Source organism: Flavobacterium sp. UBA4197, from assembly GCF_002379575.1.
Classification (GTDB): domain Bacteria; phylum Bacteroidota; class Bacteroidia; order Flavobacteriales; family Flavobacteriaceae; genus Flavobacterium; species Flavobacterium inviolabile.
Window position 1 is genome coordinate 374,392 of sequence record NZ_DFUB01000015.1, and the last position, 19,864, is coordinate 394,255.

General features: G+C 42.1%; 18 protein-coding genes. 5 read left to right on the plus strand and 13 right to left on the minus strand.

All coding sequences use genetic code 11. The annotated features are described in order from the left end of the window. Nucleotides 1-45: 45 nt before the first annotated feature. From B3394_RS09230 to B3394_RS09275, 11 genes are all read right to left on the minus strand, one after another. Nucleotides 46-1,173, minus strand: coding sequence for a sensor protein KdpD (locus tag B3394_RS09230; RefSeq protein WP_177735434.1), 1,128 nt, complete (start codon nt 1,171-1,173; stop codon nt 46-48). Between the two features lie 20 nt (nt 1,174-1,193). Beyond that, a complete protein-coding gene (locus B3394_RS09235; protein ID WP_273243573.1) occupies nt 1,194-2,285 on the minus strand; it encodes a porin in 1,092 nt (363 codons plus the stop codon). 1 nt (nt 2,286) lies between these two features. Beyond that, nucleotides 2,287-2,847, minus strand: coding sequence for a K(+)-transporting ATPase subunit C (locus B3394_RS09240; RefSeq protein ID WP_177735430.1), 561 nt, complete (start codon nt 2,845-2,847; stop codon nt 2,287-2,289). A 71-nt stretch (nt 2,848-2,918) separates the two neighbouring features. Then, nucleotides 2,919-4,964: a potassium-transporting ATPase subunit KdpB gene (gene kdpB / locus B3394_RS09245; RefSeq protein ID WP_273243570.1), complete on the minus strand. Its 2,046-nt coding sequence runs from the start codon at nt 4,962-4,964 to the stop codon at nt 2,919-2,921. 40 nt (nt 4,965-5,004) lie between these two features. After that, nucleotides 5,005-6,693 carry a potassium-transporting ATPase subunit KdpA gene (kdpA, locus tag B3394_RS09250; protein ID WP_286915469.1) on the minus strand — a complete coding sequence of 563 codons (1,689 nt, stop codon included), beginning with the start codon at nt 6,691-6,693 and terminating at the stop codon, nt 5,005-5,007. 79 nt (nt 6,694-6,772) lie between these two features. Continuing rightward, nucleotides 6,773-6,886: a potassium-transporting ATPase subunit F gene (locus tag B3394_RS18160; RefSeq protein WP_414654265.1), complete on the minus strand. Its 114-nt coding sequence runs from the start codon at nt 6,884-6,886 to the stop codon at nt 6,773-6,775. A gap of 48 nt (nt 6,887-6,934) precedes the next feature. Next, entirely contained in the window at nt 6,935-7,216 is a 282-nt protein-coding gene (locus B3394_RS09255) for a DUF7674 family protein (protein WP_286915471.1), read from the minus strand. Nucleotides 7,217-7,389: 173 nt separating this feature from the next. Further along, entirely contained in the window at nt 7,390-8,742 is a 1,353-nt protein-coding gene (locus B3394_RS09260; RefSeq protein WP_286915472.1) for a sigma-54-dependent transcriptional regulator, read from the minus strand. A gap of 153 nt (nt 8,743-8,895) precedes the next feature. Further along, nucleotides 8,896-10,311, minus strand: a complete 1,416-nt coding sequence (locus B3394_RS09265) for an alkaline phosphatase (protein ID WP_286915477.1) — start codon at nt 10,309-10,311, stop codon at nt 8,896-8,898. Between the two features lie 123 nt (nt 10,312-10,434). Then, on the minus strand, nt 10,435-11,646 hold the full coding sequence (gene lysA, locus B3394_RS09270) for a diaminopimelate decarboxylase (protein ID WP_177735418.1): 1,212 nt from the start codon (nt 11,644-11,646) through the stop codon (nt 10,435-10,437). A gap of 286 nt (nt 11,647-11,932) precedes the next feature. Then, nucleotides 11,933-12,958: a threonine aldolase family protein gene (locus B3394_RS09275; protein ID WP_286915487.1), complete on the minus strand. Its 1,026-nt coding sequence runs from the start codon at nt 12,956-12,958 to the stop codon at nt 11,933-11,935. A gap of 49 nt (nt 12,959-13,007) precedes the next feature. Between B3394_RS09275 and prfB the strand changes: the two genes are divergently transcribed. Next, nucleotides 13,008-14,106, plus strand: a protein-coding gene (prfB, locus tag B3394_RS09280) for a peptide chain release factor 2 (RefSeq protein WP_286915490.1) whose coding sequence is annotated in 2 segments (ribosomal slippage) — nt 13,008-13,070 and nt 13,072-14,106 — 1,098 coding nt in all. Because the reading frame shifts where the segments join, the coding sequence is not laid out codon by codon here. Between the two features lie 39 nt (nt 14,107-14,145). On the opposite strand, the gene B3394_RS09285 is transcribed toward prfB, so the two are convergent. Further along, nucleotides 14,146-15,216 (minus strand): endonuclease, encoded by a 1,071-nt coding sequence (locus B3394_RS09285; protein WP_286915498.1) that lies wholly within the window; start codon nt 15,214-15,216, stop codon nt 14,146-14,148. A gap of 260 nt (nt 15,217-15,476) precedes the next feature. On the opposite strand from B3394_RS09285, the gene B3394_RS09290 reads away from it, so the two are divergent. The 4 genes from B3394_RS09290 (at nt 15,477) to B3394_RS09305 (ending at nt 18,800) form a co-directional block, all read left to right on the plus strand. Then, nucleotides 15,477-15,971, plus strand: coding sequence for a hypothetical protein (locus B3394_RS09290; RefSeq protein WP_286915532.1), 495 nt, complete (start codon nt 15,477-15,479; stop codon nt 15,969-15,971). A 4-nt stretch (nt 15,972-15,975) separates the two neighbouring features. Continuing rightward, on the plus strand, nt 15,976-17,763 hold the full coding sequence (locus B3394_RS09295) for a tetratricopeptide repeat-containing sensor histidine kinase (protein WP_286915534.1): 1,788 nt from the start codon (nt 15,976-15,978) through the stop codon (nt 17,761-17,763). Nucleotide 17,764: 1 nt separating this feature from the next. Then, nucleotides 17,765-18,376 (plus strand): response regulator transcription factor, encoded by a 612-nt coding sequence (locus B3394_RS09300; protein ID WP_286915539.1) that lies wholly within the window; start codon nt 17,765-17,767, stop codon nt 18,374-18,376. Nucleotides 18,377-18,560: 184 nt separating this feature from the next. Then, nucleotides 18,561-18,800 carry a hypothetical protein gene (locus tag B3394_RS09305; protein WP_177735404.1) on the plus strand — a complete coding sequence of 80 codons (240 nt, stop codon included), beginning with the start codon at nt 18,561-18,563 and terminating at the stop codon, nt 18,798-18,800. A gap of 101 nt (nt 18,801-18,901) precedes the next feature. Here the strand turns inward: B3394_RS09305 and B3394_RS09310 are convergent, their stop codons facing one another. Then, nucleotides 18,902-19,783 (minus strand): T9SS type A sorting domain-containing protein, encoded by an 882-nt coding sequence (locus tag B3394_RS09310; RefSeq protein ID WP_286915543.1) that lies wholly within the window; start codon nt 19,781-19,783, stop codon nt 18,902-18,904. Nucleotides 19,784-19,864 lie beyond the last annotated feature (81 nt).

Here is a 19,864-nt window from a genome sequence, read left to right on the forward strand (position 1 = left end):
GATGTGCTAACATGTTGTTTGAATAACCGGATGATGGTTTGCCGATCAACTTAAAATAATCAGATCAATATCACTCGAAGATAGTTTATTTAATAGTTCTTTGAAAACGTTTGTCGAGAGAATAATTTTGAGAAAGTTCATACGCGGTTTGCCAATGCATACGGTCGTAATCTTTTTAAGTTCGGCCTGTTCAATAATTGCTTTTGCAATTCCGGTATGTTCTATTTTAATCACTTCACCGCCCAGTTCTGTGGCCAGTTTAAAATTGTTAATCAGGTGGCGCTGTTTGTCCAGGGCTATTTTATCGGCACTTTCCTGTGGCAGCTGTACGTAAAGCACAAACCATTTGCTGTTGTAATAATTCGCAAGCCGGGCGGTTTTGCGGATCACACGTTTTGCGGTTTTTTCATTGCTGCTGATGCAGGCCATTAGTTTTTCCTGCCGTACATTTTTACTTTTAATAACTTCGGTTTCAACTTTGCGTTCCACCTGGCTTGCCACTTCTTTCAGAGCCAGCTCCCGCAATTGGAGGATGTGTTCTCCTTTAAAGAAATTCTTTAAAGCCATGTCAATTTTCTCCGCTTTATAGATCTTTCCTTCTTTGAGGCGGGTAATCAGTTCATCGGCAGTGAGGTCAATATTAACAACCTCATCGGCCTGAGCCAGTACACTGTCCGGGATGCGTTCTTTTACCTCAACGCCGGTAATGTATTTTACCGATTCGTTAAGGCTTTCAATATGCTGGATATTAACGGCACTGATCACGTTAATGCCGGCTTCCAGTATTTCGACAACATCCTGCCAGCGTTTTTCGTTTTTGCTGCCTTCAATATTGGTATGGGCCAGTTCATCTACAATAACCACTTCCGGCCGTAAGTTAATAATGGCCTGTACATCCATTTCTTCCAGCTCTTTTCCTTTGTAGAATAATTTACGACGCGGAATAACAGGCAAACCCTCGAGTAAATCGTGGGTTTCCTTACGGTTATGGGTTTCGATGTATCCGATTTTAATATCGATACCATTTTTAAGAAGGGAATGGGCTTCCTGCAGCATACGGTACGTTTTGCCCACACCGGCACTCATGCCGATGTAGACTTTAAACTTTCCTTTCCTTGATTTTTGAATCAAATCGAGGAAATGCTGTACATTATCTTCTCTGTTGTCTTCCAAAACAGTAGTATTTATGGTTATTAAAATGAGATTGCCAAAGAAGTCACCGCTGCAAAATTTTGCTTTGAAGGTTCGTTGTCTTTAAGGAAAACAGCATCTTTACCGGATAGTCCTCTTGCTTCAATCCGCCAGACGACATTCGGATAAATTGCATAATCCAAATTTAAGGAATATCCGAAGGTTTGAAACCCGTTTGGTGTTTCTGTTGCAATAATAACCCCGTTTTTATCGGAATAATACTCACCGCGGGCAGCCAGGCTGATTTTGTCGGTAGCGGTATATTTTGCAATGATAACCGGCGAATACCAGATGTTGTAACTGTTGCTTCCTTTTTCTTTTTGTTCGGCACCCAGATCCAGCCCGGCGGTCAGTCCCCATTTGTCACTAACCTGGAATTGTCCGTAAAGGTTATGAAAGTAGCGCATTTTTTTAATCGTATCCGGTTTGTCGTTCCCAATGAAAGAGCTGCTGTTCAGGGTTATTTTAGCATTCGGCCTGTAGGTTAGCTGATGGCCAAAGGCTAAGGTTTTATTGCCGTCAACGCGTTGAATGCGCTGCCAGCCGTTTAAAACCAATCCGCTCATGAACCATTTGCCGTTGTCTGTTGTATAGGATATTTTGGCACCGCTTTCATAATAGGGAGAATTATCTGCCTGTATGCTTCTGGTAAGTGTCCAGCAGTCTTTCCCCACGGCACTTTCAAATCCGATATGGGATGCAAAGATTCCCGCATCGATCCATAAATTTTTGGTTTTAGACAGTTTTACCCCGGCATTGGCTTCATAAATGTTTTTTAAAACGCCTTGTTCCGCAGCCAGATTGGCATTGCTATAGGTACCGGCCATGATGGCGAGGTTGGCTCTTACATTGTCTTTTTCATAATTGGCTTTGAGATAACCCAGATTCAGGGCTACTTCGTTGTGTCTGTTGTGGGAATAGATAAAATTGGGTCTTGTGTTGTTTTCCGGTGTTCCAAAATCATAAGCATAGTAGGTTTCGATATAACCGCTGACGGTTAAAGGTGATTTTTTGGTTTTGGTACTGTCGTTTTGTGCCTGTAATCCGAAAGAGGCTAAGGCCGCTAAAGCGGAGCCGAATATTTTTGTGTTCATTTTATTTTAATTTATCAAGGGCGATGTTTAGGGTGAGTACGTTTATTTTTTCAGGACCGAAAAATCCTAAAAGTGGTTTTTCTGTATTTTCAGCAATGAGTTGTTCCAGTTTCTGAGGTTCCAGATTTCTTATTCTAGCAATGCGTTTTACCTGAACTTTTGCTGCCTGTGCAGAGATATCCGGATCCAGACCACTACCGCTTGCCGTTACCAGATCGGCAGGGATATCCTGTTTTTTAACTTCCGGATTCAATATCAGGAAGGTGTCAATCCGTTTTTGAACTTCAGCCAGATATTCGGGATTGCCTGGGCCTTTGTTGCTTCCTCCGGAACCTGCTGCATTGTAAGCCACGGCAGAAGGGCGGGAGTTAAAATATTTCGGATCGGTAAAAGACTGTCCGATGTTCTGATAGTATTTCTTACCGTTGAATTCCACTACATATCCTTTCCCGTTATTAGGCGCCAGTCTGGCAATACCTAACAGGAACAGGGTGTACACACCGCCAAATAAAACGGCACACAATACGGTTAATTTTGCTCCGGCTATAAGATGATTTTTCATTTTTTTAAATTTTAATATTTTGGAAGCAGCCTAAGATGCAACCGGAAAACAGTTCCATCTTAAGCGCTTTTTTACATAAATAAGGCAACTATAATATCAATCAGTTTGATTCCAATGAACGGGACAATAATCCCTCCCAATCCGTAGATAAAGAGATTTCTTCGCAGCAGGGCAGAAGCGCCTATCGGTTTATAGGTCACTCCTTTTAAAGCCAGCGGAATTAAGAACGGAATTACAACAGCATTGAAAATAACGGCCGAAAGGATGGCACTTTCCGGGCTGTGCAGCTGCATAATGTTGAGCCCTTGCAAGGCCGGTATGGCGGTAATGAACAAGGCCGGTATGATTGCAAAATATTTGGCGACGTCGTTGGCAATACTGAAGGTGGTTAATGTACCTCTTGTCATCAGTAATTGTTTCCCGATTTCTACGATTTCAATAAGCTTGGTCGGATCGTTGTCCAGGTCGACCATGTTTCCGGCTTCTTTGGCAGCCTGTGTTCCACTGTTCATGGCGACACCAACATCGGCCTGGGCCAAAGCCGGTGCATCATTGGTACCGTCACCCATCATTGCTACCAGTTTACCCTGCTGCTGTTCGGCTTTGATATAATTCATTTTGTCTTCCGGTTTGGCTTCGGCAATAAAATCGTCCACACCGGCTTTTTCGGCAATAAATTTCGCTGTCAGCGGATTGTCACCGGTAACCATTACGGTTTTAACACCCATTTTGCGCAAACGTTCAAAACGTTCCTGTATTCCGGGTTTGATAATATCCTGTAATTCAATTACACCCAGTACTTTTTCGTTTTCCGATACTACCAGCGGCGTTCCTCCGTTACTGGAAATTTCGGTCACTTTACCGGCTGTTTCTTCCGGGAAGGCAAAACCGGCATTTTCACTTAGCTTGCGGATGGCGTCAAAAGCTCCTTTTCGGATTTTGGTACCGTTGGGCAGGTTAACACCGCTGCTTCGGGTTTCGGCTGTAAATTTGATCAGGGTAGCACCCTGTATCGATAAATTACGGGTAGTGTCTTTTCCGGCCAGTTCAACAATCGATTTTCCTTCGGGTGTTTCATCGGCAAGGGAAGAAAGGGCACAGGCTTTCACAAAATCATTTTCATTTATGCCGTTTGCCGGATAGAAATGGGTGGCTTTTCGGTTACCGATCGTGATCGTTCCCGTTTTATCCAGCAATAGTACGTCAATATCTCCGGCAGTTTCTACTGCTTTCCCCGATTTGGTAATCACATTGGCCCGTAAGGCTCTGTCCATACCGGCAATACCGATGGCGGAAAGCAGCCCGCCGATAGTGGTTGGAATCAGGCAGATAAACAAGGAGATAAAAGCGGCTATCGTGATGGGAATATTGGCATAATCGGCAAAAGGTTTCAGGGTCACACAAACAATGATAAACACTAAGGTAAATCCGGCTAAAAGGATGGTTAAGGCGATTTCGTTTGGTGTTTTCTGGCGGGAAGCCCCTTCAACCAAAGCAATCATTTTGTCCAGAAAGCTCTCGCCGGGTTCGGTGGTTACCTGTACTTTAATTTTGTCCGACAATACTTTTGTCCCTCCGGTTACCGAGCTTTTGTCGCCTCCGGCTTCGCGGATTACCGGCGCACTTTCCCCGGTAATGGCACTTTCGTCAATGGTTGCCAGTCCTTCAATGATTTCACCGTCGGTAGGAATTGTATCGCCGGCTTCACAGACAAAAAGGTCGCCTTTTCTCAGGCTGGATGAAGGAACAATGGTAATTTCATTGACATAGAGTTCGCCAACCTGCTCTATTTTTTTCGCAGGGGTTTCCTCCCGGGTTTTTCTTAAACTGTCGGCCTGTGCTTTACCGCGTGCTTCTGCTATGGCTTCTGCAAAGTTGGCAAATAACAAGGTGAAAAACAGGATTAGAAATACCGTAAAATTATAGGCAAAACTTCCTTGCGACTGTTCTCCGGTGGCGATCCACAGGCAAACACCCAGCATGATTATAGTCCCTATTTCTACAGTGAACATAATAGGGTTTCGGAAGAGTGTTACCGGATTGAGTTTCACAAAAGACTGCTTGAATGCTTCTCGCATCAGCTCTTTTTGAAACAGTGATTTATTTTTGGTTTTCATTACAGTCTTTATTTTATAATGGAGAGATCAATTGTAAATGTTATTTCATTGAAAAATATTCGGCTATCGGTCCTAAAGTCAGGGAAGGGAAGAAAGACAAGGCAGCAATAATAGCAATCACGGCAAAAATCATTAATCCAAAGGTAGCCGTATCGGTTTTTAGTGTTCCGGCACTTTCCGGGATGTGTTTTTTACCGGCTAAGATTCCGGCAATCGCTACCGGGCCAATAATTGGTAAGAAACGGGAAAGCAGCAATACGATACCGGTAGTAATGTTCCACCACGGATTATTATCGCCCAGGCCTTCAAATCCGCTGCCGTTATTGGCTGCCGATGAGGTAAACTCATACAGGATCTCACTGAAACCGTGGAAGCCGGGATTGTTTAAGGTACTGGCTCCCTGTTCCGGAAAAGCGGTCGATAAGGCAACGCCAACCAGAATAAGGAAAGGGTGCAACAAGGCAATGATCATGGCAATTTTCATTTCCCGGGCTTCAATTTTCTTTCCGAGAAATTCCGGTGTTCTTCCCACCATCAGTCCGCTGATAAAAACCGCCAGGATAATAAAGATGTAAAAGTTAAGGATTCCGACACCGCAGCCGCCATAGAAGCAGTTGACCATCATGGCTAATAATTCGTTCATTCCGGATAACGGCATAGCACTGTCGTGCATGGAGTTTACAGAACCGGTTGAAATAACCGTTGTGGCAATGCTCCAGTAACCGGAAGCAGCGGCACCAAATCGTACTTCTTTTCCTTCGGTAGCTCCGTTTGCAGTGTTGATACCCATTTGGGTTATTGCCGGATTTCCGTTCATTTCGGTAATGACTGTTGGTATCGTTAAGGCTAAAAATCCGATGGTCATAACGCTAAAAATCATCCAGGACAGTTTTCTGCGGTTCAGGTAGAAACCAAGGGCGAATATCATTGCAAACGGGATAATCATCTGCGCGATCATTTCGACCGTATTGGTCAGGTAATTCGGATTTTCAAACGGATGTGCCGAATTGGCTCCGAAGAATCCGCCTCCGTTGGTTCCCACATGTTTGATGGCTACAAAAGCCGCAGCGGGTCCCGTGGAAACCTGTACCGTATCGCCCTGCAGGGTGGTCATCGTGTCTTTACCGTCAAAAGTCATCGGTGTACCGTTAAACATCAGGATAACAGCTACAATAACCGATATGGGTAATAATATACGGGTACAGGATTTGATGAAATAGTTGTAAAAGTTTCCTAATTTATCGGTTGTGCGCTCTTTTAACGCATTAAAAAGTACTGCCGCGGCAGCAAGTCCGATTCCGGCAGAAACAAATTGCAGGAACATTAAAAAGAGCTGACTCAGATAGCTCACGCCGGTTTCCCCGGAATAGTGCTGCAGGTTACAGTTCACTAAAAAGGAAATGGCGGTATTAAAGGCCAGATCGGGCGTCATGTTCGGGTTGTTGTCCGGATTGAGCGGCAGCCAACCCTGGCAGAGCAGTATGAGCATTCCCAAAAGAAACCAAATGGTGTTTAAGGCTAAAAGCGCTACCAGATGCTGTTTCCAGTTCATTTCCCGGGAAGCGTCTATTCCGCTTGCTTTGAAAAATAGTTTTTCAATGGGATTAAAAACAGGGTCTAAAAATGTTTTTTGTCCTAAATATACTTTTGCAATGTATCTTCCCAAAGGTATGGCTAACACCAGTGTGAGGATAAACATCATTACAATTCCTGTAATTTCTGTATTCATTTTTTAAATTGTTTGGTTTTTTGAAGCAGCACAGAAGGTTTAAAAAGATATGACCGCTTAAACCTTCTGTGTTCTTGAATTAAAATTTCTCGGGTTTCAGCAGTACGTAACAGATGTAGGCAAATACAGCCAGGGCAATAATAAATAGCAGTATCATTTCTTTAAATTTTATCAAAATAGTAAATCGATGCATAAAAAAGTGCAAAGCACACCAGTCCGGCTAAGGTTAAAACAGCAGTTATCATACTCCGGAAGTGTTAATTTGTTTTACATACTCTTTGTGAAGGGATACCGGAAGCAGTTTGGCCATAGCGTAATGATTGAGTTCCATGTAATGTGAAACCGAATACAAATACACATTGGTAATGGCATTTTTCATTTCGGCATTGCCTTTGTTTAACAGTTCTTCAGCCAGATTCAGGCATCTTTTGGTTCGGGCTATTTTCCCTAATTGCAGACTACTGATTGTAATGTTTGCCAGGCGCTCCATTTTTTGAACAAGTGTGTCGTTGAATTTTTTCATAATGGTTAAAATTATTTGATAACCATAAGCCAAATCAGAGACCAAAAAATCAGGAATGCTGCTAAGGTGCTGATTTTGTTGGGAATATTGTTTTCTGGGCGTTGTGCCAAAAGAAAAACCCTATCAAAACGATAGGGTCAGGGCTTTCAAAACGATAGTATTTTTAGCAGAAATCAGGATATTTTGTATTCGTCCAGCTTCCGGTACAGGGTAGTCAGTGCAATATTTAATAAACGTGCCGTCTCGGTTTTGTTTCCGTTAGTATAGTTGAGTACTTTCTGTATGTGAATTTTTTCGGCGGAAGCCAGCGAAAAAGCAGAAAGTATCGGAAGTGCTCCGGTTTGACCGTCTTCCTGTAATTGCTGTATTTCTATGGGCAGGCTGCTGCGGGTGAGTGTGTCGCCGGTTTCCAGGATAACACTGCGTTCCAGTACGTTTTTCAGTTCGCGGATGTTGCCCGGCCAGTTGTGCAGTTTTAAAAGACTGATAAAGTCGTCGGATAGTGTTTTTATTTTCTTATTCATTTTCAGGCTGAAAATCGCTAAAAAATGGCTGGCTAACAATGCAATATCGGAAGTGCGCTCTTTTAAAGACGGTAACTGTATCTGGAAAACGGACAGGCGGTAATATAAGTCCTGACGGAAATGACCGGTTTCGATTTCTTTTAACAGATCTCTGTTGGTAGCAGCAATAATGCGGACGTCGACTTTGATGACCTTGCTTTCGCCTACTTTAATAAATTCGCCGTTTTCGATAACACGGAGTAATTTCGCCTGCAGGTCCAGTGGCATTTCGCCAATTTCATCTAAAAAGATGGTACCGTTATTCGCTTCTTCAAACAATCCTTTTTTGTCTTTTGTCGCACCGGTAAAAGCACCGCTGATATGACCGAACATTTCGCTTTCCAACAGATCATGGCTGAAAGCAGAACAGTTTATCGCCACAAAGTTTTTGTTTTTCCGGTTGCTGGACTGGTGGATTGCCTGTGCAAAAACTTCTTTTCCGGTTCCGGTTTCGCCGGTTAATAGTACCGTGGTATCGGTTACCGCCACTTTTTTTGCCAGTTCGATCGCCTGTTGCAGCATTTTGGAGGTACCGATGATTCCTTCAAAGGAAAATCGGGTTTCCAGCTGGGCTTCCAGTTGTGCCACTCTCCGGGTAAGGTTGCTCTTTTCTATCGCACGATGCAGCAACGGAATGATCTTGTTGTTGTCGTCGCCTTTTACAATATAATCGAACGCTCCGTTTTTAATGGCCTGTACGCCATCGGGAATATTGCCGTAGGCAGTGAGCAGAATAACTTCGATGTGCGGGTATTTTTCCTTGATCTGCCGGGTTAGTTCAACGCCGTTGCCATCGGGTAATTTAACGTCACACAGTACAATGTCGATACTGTTCTGTTCCAGTTTTTTTAAACCTGTTTTACAGTCGCCGGCCTGAAAGACTTCAAAATTTTCCAAACCAACAATACGCGCCATTAAGGAACGCAGTTTTTCTTCATCGTCTATAATCAGTATTTTTTTCAATGGAGGAGTAGATTAAAAGTATAACAAAGTTACAATAGAAATTAAATATCCGGCATCTTTGCCAGTAGATTTTGCAGGATTCAGATTGGCATAAAAAAAATCAGGAAGAACTATTTCTTCCTGATTTTAAGCGGTTCCTGTCCGGTTGCCGGATCAGAATTTATTTTCCACTTCTGCTGCCTGTAGCATCAGGTAGTGTAAGTCGGTGTTCTTAACGAAAGGTTTTAACAGATCGCTTCCCGGTCCGAACATCGCTAATTCAACGTAATCGGCAGAGTGATCCATACTGATCCATCCCACAGAGTTTGTTTTTTGCTGCATTTCGGAAAACGCTTTATACGGTAATTTTTTATAGTTATACAAACCGTCTTCTTTGTGTAATCCGTCATAATAGCTTAAAACGGTTTTTGCATCTTCATCGGTAATGGTTTTTCCGTTTGCATGTTCAATGATTTCATGAACCTGTTTAACGGTCGACTGCGGACTGATTGCATTTAAAATCCATTCGTTTGTCTGGGTATAGTTCTGGATGCTGTCGAAATTGGCATTTGCATATTTGCCATAAATCACACCCGGATTGGCATTTCCGTGGTCGGTTGTAATGATCACCAGTGTTTCTTTGTCTTTTTCAGCAAAATCAATGGCTACTTTTACCGCTTCGTCAAAACCTACCTGATCGTATATTAACGCGCCGATATCGTTTGCGTGTGCTGCCCAGTCTACTTTTCCGGCTTCAACCTGCAATACGAATCCGTTTTTGTGATTTTTCATCCGGTCAATAGCTTTTTGTGCCATTTCTGCCAGTGTAGGGATCTGTTCGGTTAAATCTTTACTGCTTTTTCTGTCGATATTATACGGCAGGGCATCGTCATAAAAAACACCCAGAACAGGCTTGTTATTGTCGGTATCCAGCATTTCTTTACGCGTTCGGGCTACCTGATAACCTTTTGCTTTAAATGCGGCATACATGTCTTTTTTATCTTTTCTGATTTCCGGGCTGAAATAGTTATTTCCGCCGCCCATCATGATGTCAAAACCTAATTCCAGGTATTGCTCGGCAATGTCTTCCTGTGCATTTCTGCTTTTGCTGTTTACGCAAAAACCGGCCGGCGTTGCATGGGTGATCGGAACGGTGGTTACACAACCGGCCATTTTACCGGCTTTTTTGAATTTTTGCCAGATCGGCATGTGCACTTCCCCTTTCGGGCCCACATTTAAGGAACCGTTGTTTACTCTGAAACCGCCTCCCCAGGAAGAACTTCCTGCCGAAGAATCGGTTACGATGGAACTGGCCGAAGCCGTATCCATTAAAGCGCGGTTAATGCGGTTGTCACGGTAAAGCTGTAACCAGTTTGAACCGTTTCCTGTTTTTCTGTTAAGGTATAGATCGGCCATGTTTAACGTTCCGGTACTCATACCGTCGCTAACAAGGAAGATAATGTTTTTGGCTTTTTTATTTTTTCTTACGGTATCGAAATCAAGTGTGTTCGAAACGGCATCCAAAGGATTCATTAAAGCTGTTCCTAAGGTTAGAATTGAACCGTTTCTGAAAAATTTCCTTCTGTCCATGTTGTAAAATTCTGTAATTAAGGACACAAAGGTATAAAACAATTGGGGAAGCCGTTTTATGTTAGTGTTATTTTAAGCAAAAAGAGCCATAAAATACGGCTCTTTTCTTAATTGCTTATTTATTTAGTATTCAAACTCGAGTACTACCTGATTTCTGATGATATCTTCAAAGGTTTCACGCTCTCTGATGAGGTGTGCTTTTCCGTTATACCACAGTACTTCGGCAGGGCGCACGCGGGAATTATAGTTGGATGCCATAGAGAAACAATAGGCTCCGGCGTTGCGGAAACACAGGATATCGCCCTCTTTAATTTCGGCAATTTTCCGGTTGCTGCCAAAAGTATCCGTTTCGCAGATATATCCCACAACCGAATAGAAACGCTCTTTTCCTTTCGGGTTGGTGATGTTCTCGATATGGTGCTGTGAACCGTAGAACATCGGGCGGATCAGGTGGTTGAAACCGCTGTCTATTCCTGCAAATACAGTAGATGTGGTTTGTTTGACCACATTTACTTTAGCCAGGAAATAACCGGCTTCACTAACCAGGAATTTACCCGGTTCGAAAGCAAGTGTCAGCTCTTTGCCGTATTCTTTACAAAAGGCATTGAATCTTTTGGTTAGTTTTTTACCCAATTCTTCCACATTGGTTTCGATATCGTCTTTTTTATAAGGTACTTTAAAACCGCTTCCAAAGTCGATGAAGTCCAGTTCTTTAAAGTGTTTTGCCGTTTCAAATAATATTTCGGCGGCATAAAGGAATACTTCGATATCCAGAATATCCGAACCGGTATGCATGTGGATTCCGTTAATGTGCATCTGTGTATTCTCGATGATGCGGAGCAAATGTGGAATCTGATGTATCGAAATACCGAATTTACTGTCGATATGGCCGACGGAAATATTCGAATTACCACCCGCCATTACGTGTGGATTGATACGGATACAAACCGGAGTGGTTGGATGTTTCGCGCCGAATTGTTCTAAAATGGATAGATTGTCAATATTTATCTGAACGCCTAATTGTGCTACTTCTTCAATTTCTTCCATCGAAACACCGTTTGGTGTATAGATGATCGTTTCCGGAGAAAAGCCTGCAAGTAGACCTAACTGCACCTCCTGAATGGATACAGTGTCAAGTCCGGACCCCATCTTCTTCAGTAGCTTAAGAACAGATAGGTTTGACAATGCCTTGACTGCATAATTGATGCGCAGGCTTTCCACCTTGGAAAAAGCATTGGTTAAACGTTGGTACTGTGATTGAATTTTGTCGGCGTCGTATACATAAACAGGACTGCCAAATTCTTCCGCTACTGAAAGTAAATGATTGATTTGCATGCTATATAAATTTGTTAATAACAACAAAGATAAAAATCGTCCCATTCCAACCTTAACAGATGTGAATAATTAACAAAAAAACATTTAAAGCTGATAAAAATGAATAAATGAGGGTTTTTAAGGTGTCTTTTTTGAGGAAAAATAAACAAAAATGGATTTTAACAAAGTTTGGAATGCCGGAAGCAGGCTTTTGCAGGTTGCCGTACTGTACTTTTTGGACCAAAAAAGATAAAACCTTTAAAAACAGTTGTCTTTAAAGGTTTTAGGTTGAACAGAACTAAGAATATTATATTATTATTTTTTGAAGTGTTTCAATAACATAGGAATGCATTACTTCCCGATAGTCCAGATGGGTTACGATTCGCAGTTTTCCTCTTCCCATCGCGCTGATAAAGATGTTTTTCTGTTTTAGCTTTTCAATGATGGAGGCTTCGTCATATTGTGGTTTTACAGAAAAGATCAGAATATTGGTTTCAACAGGTTCAACCGTATCGACCCAATGCAATTCTTTTAGCACAATACCGATTTGTCTTGCCCGGCGGTGGTCTTCTTCCAGTCTTCCCACATGATGCTGCAGGGCATATAAACCGGCTGCTGCCAGATAGCCTGCCTGGCGCATACCGCCTCCGAAAATTTTACGGATTCGCAAGGCCTTATGAATGGCTTCATGACTGCCTAAAAGTACGGAACCTACCGGAGCGCCCAGTCCTTTGGACAGGCAAACGGATATGGTGTCGAACAATTCGCCGTATTGTTTCGGGTGCTGACGTTTGGCAACCAAAGCATTCCACAAACGGGCACCATCCAGGTGATAGTTTAAATTGTGGTCCTGGCAGACCTGTTTGATTCTTTTTAATTCTTCAATATCATAACAGGCACCGCCGCCTTTATTAGTAGTATTTTCAATGCTGACCAAACGGGTTAACGGGCTGTGGTAAAATTCAGGATCGTTAATATTCTCCATTACCTGACGGGCAGTGATCATACCGCGGTCGCCATCTACAAGACAGCAGGAAACCCCGCTGTTAAAAGAAGCACCGCCGCCTTCATAATGAAATATATGGGACCATTTATCGCAGATAATCTGCTCACCTGGATTCGTATGCAATTTGATTGCGGTTTGGTTGGCCATCGTTCCCGAAGGGAAAAATAAAGCGGCTTCCATACCAAATAAATCGGCTACGGTTTCTTCTAATTCGATGACCGTAGGATCTTGCTTATACACATCATCGCCCACTTTTGCGCGAAACATTTGCTGCAACATTTCGGGCGTAGGTTTGGTAACGGTATCGCTAACTAAATTTATTTCCATATAATTAAAAAGGAATGTCTATTTTTGCGGGTATAAAACTACAATATTTATGGTAAATACCGAACAGATTAAGGATATTATTGAGCGTCTTGGTGCGTTAAGGAGGTATCTTTGACGTCGATAAGAAACTAATAGAGATTACAAACGAGGAAGAGAAAACCTTTTCACCAGATTTTTGGAATAACGCAAAGGAGGCGGAACTTATTGTGAAGAACCTGCGATCGAAGAAAAAATGGGTGGAAGACTATGAAAAAGGCGTAGCATTGGCTGAAGAACTTCAGATAATCTATGAATTTTTTAAAGAAGGTGATGCTACCGAAGCGGAACTGGATACCCATTATGAGGTAACGAATACTCATATTGAAAATCTGGAATTCCGTAATATGCTTTCTGACGAAGGAGATAGTATGAGCGCAGTACTTCAAATCACTGCCGGTGCCGGAGGTACCGAAAGCTGTGACTGGGCTGCCATGCTGATGCGTATGTACCTGATGTGGGGAGAGCGGCAAGGTTATAAAATTAAAGAACTGAACTTCCAGGAAGGTGAGGTTGCCGGTGTTAAAACGGTAACACTTGAATTTGAAGGGGATTATTCTTTCGGGTATTTAAAAGGAGAGAACGGCGTACACCGTCTGGTTCGGATTTCTCCTTTCGACAGTAATGCGAAACGACATACGTCATTTGCTTCTGTTTATGTATATCCTTTAGCAGATGATACGATCGAGATCGAGATCAGTCCGTCTGATATTTCCTGGGAAACCATGCGTTCCAGCGGTGCAGGAGGGCAGAACGTGAACAAGGTGGAAACCGCTGTTCGTTTGCGTCACCATCCAACCGGAATTATCATTGAAAATTCGGAAACGCGTTCCCAATTGGATAATAAGACCAAAGCCATGCAGTTGCTAAAGTCGCAGTTATATGAGATCGAATTGAAAAAACGCCAGGCGAAGCGGGATGAAATTGAGGCGAATAAAATGAAGATCGAATGGGGCTCACAAATCCGAAACTATGTGATGCATCCTTATAAACTGGTAAAAGACGTCAGAAGTGGTTATGAAACTAGCGATGTTGATGCCGTTATGGATGGAGAACTGGATGAGTTTTTAAAAGCCTACCTGATGATGATGGGACAAAAAGGTGACAATTAAATAAAAAAGCCGTTACATTGTAACGGCTTTTTTATTGCTTTAGTTTATGATGACTTTCTTAGTAGTCGATTGATTTTCGGAGGACATTTTTACTAAATAAAAACCTTGCGGAAGATTTTCCATAGTATAGGTTCCCTCGTTGTGAGCGGGTTTCTTAATTTGCTGGATGATTTGGCCATTAATAGCAATCACTACAATTTCGTCCAGTTCTTTTTCCGACTGGATATTGATACGGTGGTCATTTGACGGATTCGGATAAACCGAAATATTCGCCAAAGCTTCAAATGTATCGGTTGCCAATGGCGATCCCCAGATCATTTGCACATATTCCGGGTGATCGATAAACGGGTTCCGGTTTCCCTGAAAAGCATAAATGGCATTGTTACGGGCAATTTCTCTCGGACTCACCGGATCCTGGTTGTGCCAGGTTAACAGGATTTCCTTAAACCAGTCGCTTACTGCCTGATTGCTGGTGTGGTTTAGCATCGCGTGATTCCAGCCGGCTACCTGGTTTTCATAACGGGTTACGAAATACAAAAGACAGCGGGCAACATCCCCTTTAAATTCATCGATTGGCTCAAAGGCCTTACCGGAATATCCGGCTGTAGCATTGTTGCCTAATTTGGATCCGTTTTTGGATGTCCAGGTCGGAGAATTAACTTTTCCGAAAGGATAGTTGCTGCGCATACCGTTTACTTTTCCGTCTGTAGGAAGAATGTGGTGTGCATCCGAAACCATCGGTGCATTTTCATTGAAAACACTTTGAGGCATTAAATGTTCCCTGTTGAAACAGTTTCCTTCAACACTGTAGCTGCCGCAACGGTCGCCGGTGCTTGTCGCAGAATAATTGTAGAAATCGGCACCATTGGGCACTTCAGAATAAATATCGAGAATAGTTCCGTCATTTTCATAGAAATAATCGCGATCGGAAGTCTGGTAACAGGTATAAAGCTGATTATAACCTTTAGCATTGTGCCCTTTGATAATGTTGTACAATTGGGTTTTTAAGGTATAACCGGTTCCGGTAGCGGAATTGTAATACCCGGGAGGAATCTGGGCATAGCCGGTTAACACTGACATTAAAAACGCAGTGAGGTAAATTTTTGTCATAGTGGATTAATTTTGGACGCCAAATGTAAGTCCTTTATTTAGAACCCAAAAGAAAATTAACTAATTATAAACGAGTTGCTTAGGTGCTGTTTTCGATTTTAAAGCAGCTGTGCCGGATGTTGTAGTTGCTGTATCTGCAAAAAATGAAAAGCGATGTCTTTTTTTATCATTTTTTAATATTGTAAAATCCCTATTGTTAGGGATTTTTTTAATAATTTAATATCTGAATTTTGAGTAGTTTAACATTAAATCTATCAAAAATGAAAGTGTACCAATCTTGCGGAACAATAAGTTTTCAGAAAAGCGATGCCGGGAAAGAGCAGCGGGCTACGATAAAAACGATGCTGCCCAATTTAAAAACCGGTACTTACCGTTATGCTGAATTTTACAATATATCCAATGAAAAGTATTTTGGGTTGCTGGGAATATTGGTCATGGATGGCGAGGATAACGTTAATTTACGACAGTATCCCACTACGGCAAGAAACCTGAAGAGCGTTAAAAACAGTACGGTAAACCTGTTGCAATATAAGCCGGTTAGCGGTGAAGGAAAGTCCTTTTCGGAACTGAAAGAGGACGATAAGATTCATTTTATGTGCCTGCACGACGACCGGTTTAAAGGCGATCCGGAAGATCTGGAATATTTTCAGGCAAACCTGCCCAATTTCCCGGCTTTAATGGAAGCCTTGTCGGAAGAGATCAACAGAGAACCCAAGGTTGGCGATGGCGGAATCCTGACAGCAAACGGATGTTGATACCATGTCGGGGATAAAAAGCATACGATACAGGCTGTTAACGGTACTACTTTTTGTGGTAAGCTTTTCCTTTGGACAAACGGCTACCTTAAAAGAGTTTGAAAAATATGTTAAAGAAAAAGATATAGCCAGGGCATCCTTTATTTCGGACAAGCTGCTTACTGCAAAATTCACAGCTGCCGAAACAGCCCGCTACAACTATCTTAACGCCAATTTGTATGCCCTGAACAATAAGGATAATCTTGCCTATCGTTACTATATAGCAGCGAAAGACCAGTATAAAGCCATTGACAGCCTTGACCAGGAAGCACAGATCAATATTGAGCTGGTTTCGTTATTGCTGGCGATTGATGGAAATACTATGGATTACCAGACTTTTTTACACGAATATATAGCGTATGCCCAACGTAAAAAGAGCCCGGATTATCTGAGCAACGCCTATATGCAGGCGGGAAAATCTTTTTATGACCGGCAACCCCTGGTGGCGGTACAATATTTTAAAAAAGCAGAGCGGGAAAATTTAAAAACAACAGATGATATCTTCCGGGCGCGAATACTGCTCAATATGGGCGCTACCTATGCTACCGATAGTCTCCGGAAATTTGACCTGGCGTTAAATGCCTATCGGGAAGCCCTCAAAATATACGAGAAACATCAGTTAACAGATTATATTTCCTATGTCTATATTAATTATGGGGTAACCTACACCAAAATGAAAGCGTTTGACAAAGCGCTGTTTTATTTTTTTAAAGCCGATTCCATACCAAATAAAGAGTTTAAAGCAAAAACAAAAGAAGCATTGTATGGTTATATGACCAAGGCTTATGAAGGCAAAGGGGATTATAAAAATGCCCTGGCGTTTGTTTTAAAGCAAAAAGAGCTCAAAGAGCAACTGGATGAAAAGGAACAGAAAAAAGCGATCAATGAAAATTATATCTGGTATAAAACCAAAGAAAAGGAGAAAGAAAACCTGGCTTTAAAAGACCGGCTGCAAACGAACAGGATCATTGTTTATGCGGCGATCGGGCTGTTACTGCTAACCTTGCTGTCCGGTATTTTAATTTTTAAGAACATATCCAAGAAAAAGAAAATTGCGGTTCAGGAGAAACTGATCGAAACCCAGAAACTGGAAAAAGTACTGAAAGAACAGGAACTTGCCGGAATTGATTTAATGCTGGAAAGCCAGGAGAAAGAGCGGCAGCGGATTGCCAATGAACTGCACGATAATTTAGGAAGTTTGCTGGCTACGCTGAAACTGAATTTTCAAAACATCAGCAGAACGAATCAGCATGCTGCCGAAAAAGAAAATCAGTTATACCATAAAACGGATGCCTTAATAGAAGAAGCCTATCAGGAAGTCCGGAATATTTCCCATTTAAAGAACCTGGGTGTGGTGGGGAAAGAGGGGTTGCTGCTTTCCGTTAAAAAAATGGCGGAAAAGATGAGTATCCTGAATAAACTGCAAATGAATGTCATTCCGTTCGGGTTAACGGAAAGACTGGAAAATTCGGTGGAAGTGATCCTGTTCCGGATCATTCAGGAATTGTGCACGAATATTATAAAACACTCGGAAGCGACAGAGGTGAATATTTACCTTAATCAGCATGATGAAAAGGGAATCAATATTATGATTGAAGACAACGGTAAAGGCTTTGTGCCGGCAATGAGCGGCAAGTCGGCCGGAATCGGACTGAAAAGTATTGAGAAAAAAGTAGAACAGATGAACGGAACGTTTACAATTGATTCCGTAATTGGGAAAGGAACGACAATTATTATTGATATACCATTATAATATGATACGGGTAGTGATAGCAGAAGACCATCAGTCCCTTATTGACGGGATAAAACTTTCTCTGGAATATGAAGAGGATATTTCCGTTGTGGGGGAAGCGAATGATGGCGAGGTTTTAATAGCGCTGATAAGAGCCAAAAGGCCGGATATTGTAATTACCGATATCCGGATGCCAAAATGTGACGGTATCTGTGCGACGAAAACCATTAAAAAAGAGTTTCCGGATATAAAAGTCATTGCTTTCAGCATGTTTGACCAGTCGGAAGCGGTAACCCAGATGAAATTAGCCGGTGCTTCCGGTTATATCATGAAAAATTCATCCCTTAAAAAACTGGTTGAAGCCATCCGGGAAGTGGCAAAAAACAATTTGTTTTTTGACGATGCCATCATGTCGAAAGACACGGTTACCAAAGAAGATATTATTCTGAGCTCCCGTGAAAAAGAAATTTTACGGTTAATCGGTGAAGGGAAAACATCCCAGGAAATAGCCGACCTGCTGTTTATCGGGAAAAGTACTGTAGATACCCACCGGAAAAATATCCTGAAAAAAATGAGCATTCAGGGCAAAACCGATCTGATCCGGTTTGCGGTAGAACGCAAATATGATTTTTAAAAATAAAAGTATGAAACTGTGTAAAATCCCCATTGTTGGGGATTTTTTTTTGTGGCTGTTTCCGGAATTTTGAGTAAGAAAATCAACGGGTTTTCGAAAAGAGGTAACTGTGGACCTTCTCAAATAAAACAGGGCGGAACCGAAAAGCCATACGAGTAGGACAAACCAAAAAATAGAAAACATTATGGAAGAACAAACACTTTATTTAAGTGAAGACAAAGAAAATTTGTTGGATGAGGCGGGCAATATTGTCGCTGTAAAAAAAGAGAAAGACGGAAAGGTTTTTTACCAGGAGGCAAATGCGACTACAAGAGGGGAAATTTGCCTGACATGGAAACCGAAAAGAGTATGTCTGAGCTGGAACAACAATATGGTGTGCCTTGGTTGGGATACCGTTCAAGTTTGTGCTAAATGGTCTAATTAAAACACTAAAGGATAACCTTTTTCGGGTTATCCTTTTAGTATTTAAGGAGCCGTTTTGTGTACTTCTTATTTAAAAAGACCTCAATTGAGGTCTTTTTTGTTTTATTCTTTAATCAGTTTTACTTTTTTGCTGCTTCCGTTAGCAGAAACTTCCACAATGTAAACACCGGAAGACAAAGCGGAAGTGTCCAGGTTCGCTTCGGTTGTGTTTATTTTTGTTTTGGAGATCAGCTGACCGGTCAGGCTGTAAATTGTTACCGACTCGATGATCTGGTTGTCAAAAGCAATGGTTAGTTTGTCTTTTACCGGATTCGGATATAGTGTCACGGTTTTATTAAGGGCCGGATTATCCACGCTCAGATTACAATCCGGATTCATCGCGACTCTCGTTGGTGTTCCGGCTGTGGAACTGGTGCTGTTCGGGCAAAATGCCGGTGCGGCAACAACGTGAAATTCCCCGGCTCCCGAAATGGTCAGTACGGGATTATTGGCACCAACAATCGGTTCGCCGTTTTTATACCATTGAATATTCGCATTATAAGGCGGATTGTTTACCTGCAGGTCAAAAGAAGCACCGTTGCAAAGCAACAGGCTTTCTGTTTGAGGATCAAAAGACATGATGTTTTCATCATACTGGTACATGGTTCCCAGGCCTACCCAGGCATAACTGTCAACCTGGATCGTGTTGGATTCAAACGTTTGCCCGTTTTTAGTAACCACCACTTTCAGCAAAGCCTGGTCGTAAGTGTACCAGTCGTAAGTAAAACTTGCAGCAGTAGCATCGGGTATGGCTTCAAAGCTGTCGGAAGTAAACCAGTATTTAAAATACCACTGGTAGGTAGTATAGCCTTCGTTGTTATTGATAACAGCGGTACCGTTTGTCCACGGACATAACATTAAATCACCGCTGATGGCCGGAGCATTCTGACTGTTCCCTTTCCAGAAAATAAATAAGGTAACAAGTAAAAGTAGTTTTGATCTCATAAATAATAGATTGATATATAGGTTAGCATTTTCAAAAAAACCGGTTCGGGCAGTTTGTCGAAACGATTTTATTTGGAACCG

What these genes read in the sequence shown, in the direction of transcription:
- B3394_RS09235 (WP_273243573.1), bottom strand. Translation starts at nt 2,285, where the DNA reads ATGAACACAAAAATATTCGGCTCCGCTTTAGCGGCCTTAGCCTCTTTC.
- B3394_RS09240 (WP_177735430.1), bottom strand. Translation starts at nt 2,847, where the DNA reads ATGAAAAATCATCTTATAGCCGGAGCAAAATTAACCGTATTGTGTGCC.
- kdpB (WP_273243570.1), bottom strand. Translation starts at nt 4,964, where the DNA reads ATGAAAACCAAAAATAAATCACTGTTTCAAAAAGAGCTGATGCGAGAA.
- kdpA (WP_286915469.1), bottom strand. Translation starts at nt 6,693, where the DNA reads ATGAATACAGAAATTACAGGAATTGTAATGATGTTTATCCTCACACTG.
- B3394_RS18160 (WP_414654265.1), bottom strand. Translation starts at nt 6,886, where the DNA reads ATGCATCGATTTACTATTTTGATAAAATTTAAAGAAATGATACTGCTA.
- B3394_RS09255 (WP_286915471.1), bottom strand. Translation starts at nt 7,216, where the DNA reads ATGAAAAAATTCAACGACACACTTGTTCAAAAAATGGAGCGCCTGGCA.
- B3394_RS09265 (WP_286915477.1), bottom strand. Translation starts at nt 10,311, where the DNA reads ATGGACAGAAGGAAATTTTTCAGAAACGGTTCAATTCTAACCTTAGGA.
- lysA (WP_177735418.1), bottom strand. Translation starts at nt 11,646, where the DNA reads ATGCAAATCAATCATTTACTTTCAGTAGCGGAAGAATTTGGCAGTCCT.
- B3394_RS09275 (WP_286915487.1), bottom strand. Translation starts at nt 12,958, where the DNA reads ATGGAAATAAATTTAGTTAGCGATACCGTTACCAAACCTACGCCCGAA.
- B3394_RS09285 (WP_286915498.1), bottom strand. Translation starts at nt 15,216, where the DNA reads ATGACAAAAATTTACCTCACTGCGTTTTTAATGTCAGTGTTAACCGGC.
- B3394_RS09290 (WP_286915532.1), top strand. Translation starts at nt 15,477, where the DNA reads ATGAAAGTGTACCAATCTTGCGGAACAATAAGTTTTCAGAAAAGCGAT.
- B3394_RS09295 (WP_286915534.1), top strand. Translation starts at nt 15,976, where the DNA reads ATGTCGGGGATAAAAAGCATACGATACAGGCTGTTAACGGTACTACTT.
- B3394_RS09300 (WP_286915539.1), top strand. Translation starts at nt 17,765, where the DNA reads ATGATACGGGTAGTGATAGCAGAAGACCATCAGTCCCTTATTGACGGG.
- B3394_RS09305 (WP_177735404.1), top strand. Translation starts at nt 18,561, where the DNA reads ATGGAAGAACAAACACTTTATTTAAGTGAAGACAAAGAAAATTTGTTG.
- B3394_RS09310 (WP_286915543.1), bottom strand. Translation starts at nt 19,783, where the DNA reads ATGAGATCAAAACTACTTTTACTTGTTACCTTATTTATTTTCTGGAAA.